General features: G+C 37.7%; 10 protein-coding genes. 2 read left to right on the top strand and 8 right to left on the bottom strand.

Annotated features, from left to right (window positions below; all coding sequences use genetic code 11):
* Nucleotide 1: 1 nt before the first annotated feature.
* The 5 genes from RCG20_RS09570 to RCG20_RS09590 form a co-directional block, all read right to left on the bottom strand.
* Complete coding sequence (locus RCG20_RS09570; RefSeq protein ID WP_308184006.1) at nucleotides 2-733, bottom strand: acyltransferase; 732 nt, start codon at nucleotides 731-733, stop codon at nucleotides 2-4.
* A gap of 27 nt (nucleotides 734-760) precedes the next feature.
* Nucleotides 761-2,074 carry a nucleotide sugar dehydrogenase gene (locus tag RCG20_RS09575; protein WP_308184007.1) on the bottom strand — a complete coding sequence of 438 codons (1,314 nt, stop codon included), beginning with the start codon at nucleotides 2,072-2,074 and terminating at the stop codon, nucleotides 761-763.
* A gap of 191 nt (nucleotides 2,075-2,265) precedes the next feature.
* Nucleotides 2,266-3,003 (bottom strand): GumC domain-containing protein, encoded by a 738-nt coding sequence (locus RCG20_RS09580; RefSeq protein WP_308184008.1) that lies wholly within the window; start codon nucleotides 3,001-3,003, stop codon nucleotides 2,266-2,268.
* Between the two features lie 113 nt (nucleotides 3,004-3,116).
* Nucleotides 3,117-4,229 carry a DegT/DnrJ/EryC1/StrS family aminotransferase gene (locus tag RCG20_RS09585; RefSeq protein WP_308184009.1) on the bottom strand — a complete coding sequence of 371 codons (1,113 nt, stop codon included), beginning with the start codon at nucleotides 4,227-4,229 and terminating at the stop codon, nucleotides 3,117-3,119.
* 256 nt (nucleotides 4,230-4,485) lie between these two features.
* A complete protein-coding gene (locus tag RCG20_RS09590; protein WP_308184010.1) occupies nucleotides 4,486-5,565 on the bottom strand; it encodes a glycosyltransferase family 4 protein in 1,080 nt (359 codons plus the stop codon).
* Between the two features lie 304 nt (nucleotides 5,566-5,869).
* Between RCG20_RS09590 and secA2 the strand changes: the two genes are divergently transcribed.
* Together secA2 and RCG20_RS09600 are read left to right on the top strand one after the other, a co-directional pair.
* Nucleotides 5,870-8,248 (top strand): accessory Sec system translocase SecA2, encoded by a 2,379-nt coding sequence (gene secA2 / locus RCG20_RS09595; RefSeq protein ID WP_308184011.1) that lies wholly within the window; start codon nucleotides 5,870-5,872, stop codon nucleotides 8,246-8,248.
* Complete coding sequence (locus RCG20_RS09600) at nucleotides 8,249-9,148, top strand: accessory Sec system S-layer assembly protein (protein ID WP_308184012.1); 900 nt, start codon at nucleotides 8,249-8,251, stop codon at nucleotides 9,146-9,148. It abuts the gene before it with no gap.
* A gap of 182 nt (nucleotides 9,149-9,330) precedes the next feature.
* Here the strand turns inward: RCG20_RS09600 and RCG20_RS09605 are convergent, their stop codons facing one another.
* The 3 genes from RCG20_RS09605 to RCG20_RS09615 all read right to left on the bottom strand — a co-directional run bounded on the left by RCG20_RS09605 (nucleotide 9,331) and on the right by RCG20_RS09615 (nucleotide 13,798).
* On the bottom strand, nucleotides 9,331-10,032 hold the full coding sequence (locus RCG20_RS09605) for a C40 family peptidase (protein ID WP_308184013.1): 702 nt from the start codon (nucleotides 10,030-10,032) through the stop codon (nucleotides 9,331-9,333).
* Nucleotides 10,033-10,686: 654 nt separating this feature from the next.
* Nucleotides 10,687-11,094 (bottom strand): hypothetical protein, encoded by a 408-nt coding sequence (locus RCG20_RS09610; RefSeq protein ID WP_308184014.1) that lies wholly within the window; start codon nucleotides 11,092-11,094, stop codon nucleotides 10,687-10,689.
* A gap of 241 nt (nucleotides 11,095-11,335) precedes the next feature.
* Nucleotides 11,336-13,798: a phosphodiester glycosidase family protein gene (locus RCG20_RS09615; RefSeq protein WP_308184015.1), complete on the bottom strand. Its 2,463-nt coding sequence runs from the start codon at nucleotides 13,796-13,798 to the stop codon at nucleotides 11,336-11,338.
* Nucleotides 13,799-13,823 lie beyond the last annotated feature (25 nt).

Here is a 13,823-nt window from a genome sequence, read left to right on the forward strand (position 1 = left end):
CCTATAACAGCTCCCGTTCGTCAACCATACGGACAAACTTAGCAGGAACACCTTTTATAAGTGTTTTTGGCTCTGTATCTTTTGTAACCAAAGCACCTGCAGCCACAAATGTTTCTTCTTCAATCACAATACCAGGCAATAGGATGGATGCTCCTCCAACACGAGCGCCTCGTTTAACAGTTGCCCCTTTAATTTGACCAAATCGCTCTTCCGTTCTGCCCATAAAATTATCATTTGTCGTTGTTACACATGGTGCAATAAAGACGTGATCCTCTAAAGTTGAATAAGCTGTAATGTAGGAATTCGATTGAATTTTCGTACGTTCGCCAATTTTCACATGATTTTCAACCGTTACTCCACGACCAACAATAACAAAATTACCAATCTCAACATTTTCCCGTACAGTTGCTAAATCAGCAATTAATGTACTAGAACCAATCTTTGCCCCTCTGTATATAACACAGTTGACACCGATTGTTACATCTTCTCCGATTTCAAGCGCTGGAATGGAACCAGAAATTTTTAACGTACTAGTCTTTGCAGGCTTTGGTCCATGTCCCAAGACAGCTCCATCCGCAATCGTCGTATTTGCTCCGATTACTGTGCCTTCATGAATTGTTACTCTATTACCAATGACGACATTTTCCCCAATCTTTGCATCTTTTTCAATAACGGAAAAGTAACCGACTTTAACACTGTCATCGAGAGTTACAGATGGATCGATATAGTTCATAGAAAATTTCCCCCTTAAAGCTTTAGATTATAGTTTTACATATTTATTTGGTTTTGTAATACCTTTAAGTGCATTACGTGTATCAAAAACAAGCTTGCTCTCATTCGCAATCATCTGGTAATCAAAATCAGAGTGGTCAGTTGCCACTAAAACTAAGTCAGATTGCTGAAGCATTTCCTTCGTTAATTGAACTGTTTCCATTCTTTTGCCGCAGCACTTGAATGAAGCTACATACGGATCGACAACCTGATAATCTGCTCCATGCTGTTCTAGGAATTCAATGATTTTTAGAACTGGAGATTCACGAACATCATCAATGTCTTTTTTGTATGCAACACCAAGAACGGTTACTTTCGCACCACGAAGCGCTTTACCTTCTTCATTCAACACTTGCATAGCACGGGTAATTACATATTCAGGCATTGTATTGTTAATTTCCCCTGCAAGTTCAATCAATCTTGTATGGTAATTGTATTCTCTAGCTTTCCATGTTAAGTAGAATGGGTCAATCGGAATACAGTGACCACCTAAACCTGGACCAGGGTAGAAAGCCATGTAACCGTATGGTTTTGTTTTTGCTGCATCAATTACTTCCCAAACATCAATACCCATTTTTTCACAAAGAATGGCCATTTCGTTTGCTAAAGCAATATTAATATGGCGGAATGTGTTTTCGAAGATTTTTTCCATTTCAGCAATTGCTGGACTAGAAACTTCGAATACATCTCCTTCTAATACGTTACGGTATAAAGAAGCTGCTACCTTCGTACAGTTTGCAGTAATACCACCAACAACCTTTGGAGTGTTCTTAGTTTTAAATTGCTTATTACCTGGATCGACACGTTCAGGAGAGTAAGCGATGAAAACTGTTTCACCTGTTACTAAACCTTTTGCCTCAAGAGCAGGCCTGACGATTTCTTCAGTTGTACCAGGGTAAGTAGTTGATTCAAGAACAACAAGCATACCTTCATGTGAATTCTTCGCAATTTCATTTGCAGAACTTTCAACATATGAAGTATCTGGTTGCTGATAAATATCAAGTGGTGTTGGTACACAAATGGCTACTGCATCAACATCTTGAATACGTGCATAATCAGTTGTTGCAATAAGCTGACCTGATTTAATCATGTCCACAAGATCTTGATCGACAACGTCGCCAATATAGTTGATCCCTTGATTTACTTGTTCAACACGTGATTGCTGTACATCAAAACCAATTACTTTATAGCCCGCTTTTGCTTTTTCAACAGCTAACGGAAGACCCACATACCCAAGTCCTACAACCCCAATAACTGCTTCTCTATTTTCAATTTTTTTAATTAACGTTTCAAATGAACTCATCTCAAATTTCTCCTTTGCTTAAGAAAGACTTTTCCGCCATATTTGGCATTTTCTAAGGTGACAAAAATCAAATGTAACTAATGTCTTTAAATATTTCGTTTTTACAATTGTTTCTTAACAATTTTTGTTAGTTTAGCATGTAATTTAGAAAGAACACAAATGTTATCCACATTCTAAAATCTTTATTTCCACTAATCACGCTTATAATGTTTTTTTGCAACCCCTAAATATTTTAGAAGCATTAATAACGCAATCGTCAATAAAATGCCGAGAATAATCCCAATTGCAATACTTTCAGGAAGATAGGTCTTTTTAGCATGAACATTTTCAGAAAGGACCTTAGGCTTTTCAAAAAATACACGATCACTACTCATCTCGTTTACTCTTGTTTGAGCACCAGTTAGCTCGTCCTCCGACTTAATAATTAGATCAGAATAGTTAGCGTATCGATCAGCTGGCAGTTGGTTACTATCAATCTTTTCATGATACATTCTTAATGATGCTTTTAGAGTCTTGACTCGATCCTTAAGGTCTTCAAGGGAAGCATCTGAAACAGCAAGACGCATTTTCGCATTTTTATCAAGTTCCTTACTAAAAGAGGTGGTAATATGATCTAGATTCTTTTGTACTTCATCCTGAGAACTACCGTTAACTGTGAATTTCACCTGGCTCTTTTCAGTGACAAACACATCAGGGTCAATACCTTTATATTTTGCCTTGATATTATCAGGATCTGTTAAATCCTTGGTAGTAATAGAGCCAGTAAAAATCAATGCCACACCGGTATATTTATTGTCATGCTTCAAAGCATAAACCGTACCTGCAATCAATATAGTCGTAATAAGCGGAACAATAACAAAGAACCATTTTCTATCCCAAAAATATAAAAGGTACTCGTAAAGAACGAATTTTTTCTTTTCCTCAGCCAAGGTCTATCCACGCATCCTTTTCATCCATTTTCTTGTAGAATTTCCACAAATATTCCCTTCAATAACAAGCAAAGAAAACGCCCCCTGTTCGATGGCGACGTTTTCTAGGACTATTATTTTCCGTAAAACTCTGCTATTTTCGCCACAACATATTCTTGTTGCTCAGTCTTTAATTCAGGGAACATCGGAAGTGATAGAGCCTCATTAGCCGCTTTCTCTGCTACTGGCAAATCTCCCTTTTTATAGCCTAGATTTTCAAATACAGGCTGTAAGTGGAGTGGAAGCGGATAATAAATCATCGTTTGAACTCCCTGATCATTTAAAAACTTCTGAAGTTCATCTCGATTTTCCACACGAATAGTGTACTGATGGAAAACGTGATAATTACCTTCTTTTTCAACTGGTGTTGTGACTACGTCACCAAGCGTTTCATTCAATAAATGGGTATAAGTTTCTGCTTTTTGACGGCGCAGCTCACCCCACTCTTCTAAATGTGGGAATTTAACGTTTAAAACAGCTGCTTGAAGCTCATCTAAACGGCTGTTGTAGCCTAACACATGGTGGTAATACTTTGGCTTACTGCCATGGACACGAATAACGCCTGTTTTTTCAGCAACATCGTCATTATTTGTGACAATCATACCGCCGTCTCCGTATGCGCCAAGGTTCTTAGTTGGGAAAAAGCTGTAAGTAGCTGCAGAACTTAGCTCTCCTACTGATTTTCCATTTTGCTTTGCTCCGATTGCCTGTGCAGCATCTTCTACAATCACAAGATTATGTTTTTCGGCAATTTTCGCTAATGTTTCCATATCAGCCATTTGCCCATATAAATGAACAGGAATTATGGCTTTTGTTTTTTCAGTAATGGCTTCCTCTACTTTAACTGGATCAATATTAAATGTTTCTGGGTCAATATCAACATATACAGGCGTTGCACCTACACGGACAATTGCACCACCGGTAGCAAAGAATGTAAATGTTGTGGTAATCACTTCATCTCCAGGCCCTATTCCTAATGCTTGAAGAGCAATATGTATTGCATCGCTTCCGTTTCCAACACCTATACCATGAGCTACGTTGCTAAATTTAGCAATATCCTGCTCGAGTTTTTTAACGTTGTCACCCAATATAAATCGGGATGAACCCATTACTTGATCCAATACTTCTAAAACCTCAGATCTTAACCCTTGATACTGTTCACTAAGGTCTAGCATAGGTACTTTCATCGGGAATACCTCCAAAAATGTAAAATCAATCTAAAAACAAATAATAGTTTACCATACTTCCTTAGTTTTCACTAAATAGAATATGACAAAATTAGTATAACTTGATTTTGGTGTTTAAGTAAAATTTCATGAGAAACTTTTTTAGTTTGCATAATATACTGTAAAGCGGCAAAGAATAAAAATTCCCAAATAAAGACGGGAATGCCAGGTTTTGAAACTAGAGGCAAATCCCGTCAATAGTTTTACATGTCTGTTTTTAATAACGCCTGCCGCCAACCGGCCGTTTATCGGTCAATTTTTTAAGTAAGCTTAAAATAGGCTTGTATTGAACATGGACGATACCACTGAATTCTGCAATCACTTCGATAACAACTAACAATCCAAAAATAATGAAGATACTTCCCCATAGCGTGGATTTTGAAAGTAGAATAGCACTCGTGCTGAAGAGAATGCCGAACCCATAAATAGCTAAAACAGTATTTCGGTGTGAAAGTCCTAATGCCAAGAGTCTGTGATGTAAGTGTGACTTATCCGGCTTTGAGATCGGTTTTTTGTTAACAATTCTGCGGATAATCGCAAAAGTTGTATCAAAGACCGGAACTCCAAGAATAATGATCGGAACCAAGAAGCTGAATAGCGTTACACTTTTGTATAATCCCAACAATGAAAGGATAGAGATAGAATATCCTATGAAAAGTGCCCCTGTATCCCCCATGAAAATTTTAGCAGGATGAAAATTATAAAACAGAAAGCCGATAATGCTTCCTAGTAAGATAAGTGAAAGTGTGAAAATAAGTACTTTCCCAGCTAAAAAAGCCATAATGGCAATGGTAACAATTCCAATTGCTGAGACACCAGCAGAAAGTCCGTCAAGCCCGTCGATTAAATTAATGGCATTTGTAATGCCTACAATCCAAAAAATCGTAAGCGGGTAACTCCAAGCACCTAAATAAAAGTTCCCTATATATGGAATGGTAACAAAGTCAATTTTCAGGCCACTTGCTAAAATGAGTGCTGCCACAATAAGTTGTCCAGCAAACTTGGTTTTTGCAGAAAGCTCATATTTATCATCCAAAATTCCGATGATAATAATTAAAATCGCTCCCACGCTAATCGTGTTAACTTTTTGTTCGTATAAGCCGCCAGCTAAATAGCCTGCGATTACACCAATAAATATGGCTAGTCCACCCAGCCTCGGCATTATTTTCTGATGAACTTTTCTCTCGTTTGGTTTGTCAATTGCCCCGAACCAGACGGCGAATTTAATAACAAACGGCGTAAGGATCAACACAGTAAATAATGCGGCAAAAAAGGCTATAAAAGCTTGAATATACATTCATCATCACCTTTTTGATTGGCATGTTTTATTCTTTTCCCAATCTTCCATATCGTATCACATTTCTTCCGATTTACAACGATTTTTTAATTGGAAGTTATGAAAATTTAATACATTGGACAAACTATATCGATTCAAACCACACTTTTTGCACAAATTTGCTCCTCTATTTTGACGCTATTAAATAATAAAAGTTTCATAGATTCGGCGGAAGGATCCCCCCTATTTACAAATGAAGAAATCCTTTTCTTCATATGGTATAATGCGTCTAGGTTATTATATATGGAAAACAGGAGCGAACTATATGTTAACAAAAGTGAAAATGCTTTTCAGCGACAGTACAAGAGAAATAAAACGTTTATCAAAAATTGTCGGCGAAATCAACCAATTAGAAAACCAAGTAGAGAAACTTACTGATGAAGAATTACGCCAAAAAACGGCTTTATTTATGGAAGAGTTAGAAAACGGCAAGACGCTTGATGATATTAAAGCAGAGGCATTCGCTGTTGTCCGTGAAGCATCAAAGCGTGTGCTTGGTATGCGCCATTTTGACGTTCAGTTAATCGGAGGACTCGTTCTTCATGAAGGTAACATTGCTGAAATGCAAACAGGAGAAGGAAAAACACTTGTCTCCACATTGCCAAGCTATCTTCACGCCCTAGAAAACAAAGGTCTCCATATTATTACAGCCAACGAATATTTAGCAAGCCGCGACTATGAACAGATGGGGAAAGTCCACGAGTTCCTTGGCCTAAACGTTGGGCTTAATATCGCACAAATACCACCCGAAGCAAAAAAAGCAGCATATTCTGCTCATATCACCTATGGGACAGGAAATGAATTTGGATTTGATTACCTAAGAGATAACATGGTTCAAGATAGTAGCCAAAAGGTTCAGCGTGGTCATCACTTTGCTATTGTAGATGAAATTGATAGCATTCTAATTGACGAAGCAAGAACCCCGTTAATTATTGCCAACAAATCTAGCTTTGGAGCAGAGCTTTTTCATATTACTGCAGAAATCATGAAAAGCTTTAAAGCCGATGTGGACTATGAGCTTTTCTCAGAAACCATGCAGATCTACTTAAAGGATGAAGGCGCCTTTAAAATAGAAAAGGCATTTGGAATCAGCAACTTATATGATGCCGAACACCAAGATCTTTTACATAATGTCACTCAATCACTAAAAGCGGCCGTTGTGATGAATAGGGATGTTGACTACATTGTAAAAGAAGGAAAAATTGAGCTTATTGATAAATTTACCGGCCGAATTATGGAAGGCCGCTCATTTAGTGAAGGACTTCATCAAGCGATTGAAGCTAAAGAAGGTCTTGAAGTAACGGAGGAAAATGAAACACAGGCAACCATTACAATCCAAAATTATTTTAGAATGTATAAAAAACTTGCTGGTATGACAGGGAGTGCCACCCCTTCCAAAGAAGAGTTTAATGAAACCTATAATTTGGAAGTTGTATCTATCCCTACCAACAAGCCTGTTCAAAGAATGGACTTTGATGAATTAATCTATAGCAAAAAGCAGGCGAAAATAGACCGGATTATTGAAGAAGTAGAAAGCATGAACAAAATCGGACGACCTGTTTTAGTCGGAACAACTTCGATTGAACAATCTGAGATTCTCTCTCAGCATCTATCAAAAAAAGGAATTAAACACCAGGTTCTCAACGCAAAAACAGAAGAAGATGAAGCAAAGATCATTTCTCTTGCCGGACAGAAGGGCCATATTATGCTAGCAACCAATATGGCGGGGCGCGGTACTGATATCATGCTCGGCGAAGGGGTAAAAGAACTTGGCGGGCTTCATATTATTGGAACGGAGAGACACGAGAGTTTCCGCATTGATATGCAATTAAGAGGGAGATCAGGTCGACAAGGTGACCCTGGTTCATCCATTTTCATTATATCAATTGAAGATGATCTGTTCCTTCATTATGATGTCGATCAAATGGACAAGTATAAAAAGAAATTAAAAACGAACGAGGACAGTCTCATTATTAGTCCTGATCCAAATAAATTTGTCCGGACTGTTCAGAAATTAGTTGAATCGGCACATCACTCCGCCCGCTCCAATTTATTGAAACTGGAAAACGTTCTTGATCGACAAAGTAAAATTATTTATTCAATGCGTGACCGGATTCTTGGCTCAAATTTGGAGGAAATGTTCCCTGAGGTTGCTGGCTATATAAAAAAATATATTCAACAGATTATCGTAAAATATTGTGATGTGAATAAACCTTCAGGCGATTGGAATCTACACGGTTTACTAGAAGAATTAAACTTTGCTTTTATCGAATTACCGATTACTTTTGAAGATCTTGAGGATCGAACAAGCGAAGAGATAAATGAACTAATTTTAGAAGAATACACAAAACTCGAACAACAAATTCTGTCCTTAAAAGAAGATGAAAACCTTGGAAGGCGATTAAAGTCATTGATGCTCCAAATTATTGATTCCAACTGGATCCAGCATTTAGATGTTATGACCCTAATAAAAGACGGAATCCATTTACACAGCTATGGCCAAGAAGATCCAAATCGAGTGTTTGAAAGTGATGCTCTTGCTGAATTTAATCAATTACTATTTGATATTGAATCAGGTGTTAGCATACGTTTCATCGAGTACATCAAAAGTCAATATGAGATGGAACAGGGAGGGAACGAATAAATGGCTTTATTTAAAAAGAAAGAAAAAAATGAAGAGATTACCGCTCAAGATGCACTTGAATTAGCCCATGAATCAAATCGTGAAGATATTGAATCAGAACTTGTCAAAACCTCCCTTGTTATCCATCCTGATTGGGAGCTTAGCAGCCAAGAGAAATATGTTTATATGTTCAAACATCAGGAACTACCATTACTCAAACCCAACCAAATTTCCATCAAAGGAATCAAGCTGTTACAGTTCGATGATGGATTTGTTGTGGTGGCACTGTTGCGAAATACGTTAACAAAAGCAATCCGATTCGAGAGTGTTGACCTCTTGCTTCTTGATGAAAACGGAGTGGCCTTGGCAAAAAGGCAGTTTGAATTGGACGGACTTGGTGAAATGCCGCCAATGAGCTGTATGCCATGGCGTTTCCTCTATCATAGCGAAGATAAAATAACAGATGCTCCACTACCTAAAGAGGGCTGGAGCATCGCATTTGAACTAAAACAATCAGCAACGGGACCTAATCAGCTAGACCTTGAGGAAAGCTGGGAAAAGGAACTATCACCCGTTCAAAAAGATCAACTAGAAAAACTTATTCCAACCCTTCCACCACTTGGACCTAGTGAAGTAAACATCATGGGACTTGAAGTAAAACTATTGGACAACGGGAATTTGGTTTCCACTGTCCTCATCCGAAATGGCAGCAATAAGGAACTCCAGTTTGAAAAATTGCCATTAGTCATTGAGGATGCTACGGGCGAAAAAATCGCACAAGGCAGCTTCACCTTGCAAAATTTCAAAGTAAAGGCAAACACAACCAAACCATGGACATTTATTTTTCCAAAAGAATTGATTACGAAAGAAAACCCAGACCTTTCAAAATGGAAGGTACATCCACCAGAAAAAACAGAATAGCACTGAATGCCCAGGCGTCGTTTCTTAGGAGATGATTGCTTGGGTTTTGTTTTTGTACAAATTTTTAAGTATTTGTCTTTGTCGTGATACCCAAAATTATTCAACATCGCCTTTTCCTACAACCAATAAGTGACCAACTAAAAACGCCCCCAATCGATTGGAGGCATTTTTCTAGTAATCTATTAATTCCCCGCAGGTATGTACTCAAGATAGTTTTCTATGTTTGTAACATATAGTTGAGATCCGAGGTTATACTGGCCGCCAAATGAATCATCTATTTGGTAGACACGATACATTTCGCCAGGATTTAAAACACGGACTTTTATTAGATTGTTATTTTCATCTTTTTGCCATAAATTCATCTTCTTTTTTATGTATACGGTTCCAACTTGTCCTTGTTTAACTGGAAGTAGTGAAGTTACATCCTTTACTTGTTCTGGCTGAATAAATCTTCTTGCTCCAAGGTATCTGGCTTTGTAATAGCTCATATTTAAGTTAGCAATTTCTATACCTTGTGGTGAAGCGTGAATAAACTTATTATCACCAAGATATATTGCAGAATGCGATGGGCCACTCTTATAGGTTGTAAAGAATAATATATCCCCTGGTACCATTTCATCATTGCTGATTTTTTCACCTTGTGAAAATTGATCCGCGCTAGAACGTGGAAGTTCGACACCGTAATGTTTATATACATATGTTAAAAACCCTGAACAATCAAATCCTTGTGGTGTGGTGCCACCCCATTTATATGGTACACCTATTAATGTCTTTGCGAAATCGGTTAGTTCATTTTTTTCAGCAGCTTTTGCCGTTGTCTGTGTCCCAACTAAAAGCGGGAGAACAAGAGCAAAAACGGCGAAAAATCTTAAAATATTCTTCATCAGTATAAATTCCCCCAAGACTTTTACAAATTTATGTATATTCATAGAATAAATTAGCGAAAATAATCCTTACTTAAATTCTATAATAGTCTGAAAAAAACGTCTATTTCATTTCCGTTACAAAACGCGTTTTAATATTACGTTTTGATTACAATACGGATAAATCGGTATAAAAAGGGAAAATAAGGGAATTTAAGCTTTTTATTTAGATATTTTCACAAAATTTTTGGTGTTTATTGATGCTACGCCAACAATGATAAAAATAAAGGGCTGTTTTTAAATTTGAGAGGAATTTATCTGTGAAAAAAGGGGGTTATTAATAATAAAGTTGTTTTTTATGAAAAAACAAGTGATATATCCACAAATAAATTTAATTTTATCTGAAAAGTAAGGAGAAAATTCCCGAATGATTTGTTATATCAGCGAAAATATGGAATTTATCAGCGAAAAAACTGATATATCGGCGAAAAATTCATTTTATCAGCGAAATAACTAATTATATCGGCGAAAGGCGTTTTTCAGCGAAAACAAGCGACGTATCCGCGGAAAAATTCATTTTATCAGCGAAACGCTGACCACTGTCAATAGCATAGCAGCAATAATATAGAAAACTATCCAAAAAAAAAGAACGAACAAATTTCGTTCGTCCCTTTTTTAGCTGAATTCCGGCCAATTTTTCTGGAATTCATCGTTCTCTATTTTTTCTAAAGTTCGGTATTTAAATGGAATTAGATCCTTTTCTTCTTTTTCAATAAATTCTTTGGCAAGCTCAAATGGAATTAAATCAAATTGATCTTTCTTTTCAGAAATAAAATACACACCCACAATTTGACCTTTCTGCTTCACATCTATATGAATGAATGCCGGATAATAGGAGTTGTCGCTTGACTCAAGAACTGCCTTAGCGGTAACGGTTCCATCTTCTTCGACCTCAACTGCCTCATTACCGGTTTTATCTAAAACTTTTATAGCCCAGCCTTGTTTTTTATATCCACCAATAATTTTTGGAGGGCTTTGCTCAAATTGTTTCAATAATTCTTCATGTCCAGTTAATTGTTCCATTTTTAAAAAACTCCCTCCACTTTAAAAATTGCGGATTTATTCAGCTATTTTTTAGCTACATTTTATAAATTAGCACAACAAACAGTAAACTGCAAATTATGGTTTGAAAAATAGTTCATGCATTCAAAATAAAAGGTAACAATAGCGTCCGCAATTTCCAAATGATGGTTAACAAACCTTAGTACTACCTTTTCACAAAAAGGGCCACTCTATACTAGCAGAGGCCACGATAAATCGAATATTATTTATAAACAGCTGTAATTTGATCTACAAAGATTTGTCCTTTGTTTTTTGCTACATCATCCACTTCCATATAGCGGACAGGAGTCTCTAGCTTATATGGCGGCGTTAATCCTGTTGGGATGTTTGCTTCAACATACTGCCAACCAACCCAATCCAATGCTTTCACTAAATCAAGCTGGACAACATTGTTTTTAGCATCTGAGAGCTGGGAACGGAGCCAGTGCCCTTTGCCATCACCATACACCCACATTCCGATTTTCACCGGTGTGCCTGGAATGGCAATTGGCGTAGTTGGGCTTGCATAGACACCCGATGTCCCAGTGGTTCCAGTAAAATCATAGGCCACTTTAAGCGAGTGTGAGCCTTCTTTTACATAATTTCTCTCCGGTACTACTTGAATGGATTGATAATTTGCTCCACTAGCCTTCCAAGAGCTTAGGCTACCTTCAAAATCCTCAATGACAATCGTGCCTGGATTTCCGACAATGACATTAAATTGCGTTGAAACGGATCCATAAGAAATCGTCACAGTTCCCATTCCGTCTACTTTACCAGCTTTAAAAATACCATTCTCAATGGTACCAACTTGACCAGAGACTTGATAATTGAAAATGGTTGGGTCTGAAACAACCTTTTTCCCAGCTAAATAACCCTCAGCTGGAATAGAAAAAGTACCGTTTTGGTCAACCATAATTGTTTTATTTGCCACTTTAATTGAATCAAGCTGATTAACAACTTGTGCTTGTAAACTAGCTTTAACTAACCCACTTGCAGCTGTAATCGCCCCATTCCCAATTGTTTTTCTGGCTGTAAACGATCCATCACTGTTAAATGTTCCAAGGTTTGAGCTCCATGTAAGTGGATCCTTAATCGTGATTGGGTTATTATTTTTATCCAAACCTTTAACAGCTATATCAAGACTCTTATAGGTTGCTCCCGCAAAAAGCTTGAGATCATTAGCATTTAAAATCAGTGTATTTAATGGACCTGCCTTCCAAGTACCCACGATTAACAAGGAATTACCGACACTTCTTTCTTTTCCATCTGATGGAGAATTGATGACTGTAGCATCTGTCTCACCTGGTTCACGAACAACCATTGTCGACGATCCGCCACCATCGAAGGTCATTGCTTCAACAGCTCCTAGATCCTTCATCACTTTCGCAATCTCTGTAAGCGTCACGCCTGAACTATCTTCCTGGCGTCCATCTATGACAATTACAAAAACAGATCCATCTTTTTTAATACCGATGGCTGTACGCGGATGCGCACCGGTAATACTAAACGTTTGTGCCTGCCCATCTTTAACAAGGTGATAGCGCCCACCTATGGCCTGATCAACCATATTCCAAGCAGGATTATCATAAGACAAATTGATGTCAACACTATCGCCGGCAACAAGCGTCTTCAGATAATCACTTCCTAGCCCATGACCTGATAAAATAAGCTCGCCATCATTTAGCGGTGCATTGCCTTTTCCAACAATTACTTCCTTCACTGTTGCTTTTACAGTGTTATTTCCGTTTAATTGGCCCTGGACATTGGATAGCACTACCTCTGTTCCAAGTTCATTCGTCAGCGTCGTATTCGCAAAATACTGTGTGTATAATACAAGGTAATTTGCATTTCGGCGTTTATTAACCGAATTGATTATGTACGGATTTTGGCCATTAACTGATACTTGAAGAGAAATTTCAGGATTTCCAATCATGGCTTTTCCATCCGGGGAGACACCAAAGATCGTTCTTTCACTTGCCGGTGTTGTATTTGTTGTGACAAGCTCCCCATTTCGAACTGTTAAGTCCGTTGGTGAGCCATTATCTGTAAAATAATCGCCATTAACGCCGCCGATAACGTAGTGTTCTTCAGCCTGGTTATTTTCAGCCATACTACTAACGGTTTCAAAGCCAATCATTTGATCTTTTGCTAATGCAGTTTCTAACTTTAGCTGTGATGCCTGCTGGTCAACGTTGAGAACGTAAATTTCCTGGTTCTCACGACTATTTGCTACTGATAATTTGGATTGGGTAACACCAGGAGCGATCACTGTCGATTTTTCGTCCGTTACCGTTCCAAGTGATAATTTTGTTCCATACAATTCAGGATTTACCTGGCGAAGCTTTGCAAGGGAAGGCGTTTTGTATTCAACATATCCTTTTACATTTGTTACAAAATACGGACCACCCACCCCATACTGGCCGCCGTACATGGAGCTATATTGATAGACACGATAGCTTTCTCCAGGTTTAAGTACCCGGATAAAAATGAGTTTATTATTGCTATCTCTTTTCCATAGATTAATTGACTTTACAATATCAACTCTGCCGACTTGGCCTTTTACTAGTTGTACTCCATCCCAGTAGACGACCGTATCTGATGCCGCTTTTACCTCCGTTTCATGAAACGCAGGAAGCATTGATGCCAGAATCAAAATAAAACAAATAATAATTTTATTTTTCATTTCTCTCTCCTTAAAGTTGTATTTC

The organism is Neobacillus sp. PS3-40, from assembly GCF_030915485.1.
Classification (GTDB): Bacteria; Bacillota; Bacilli; order Bacillales; family Cytobacillaceae; genus JAUZPL01.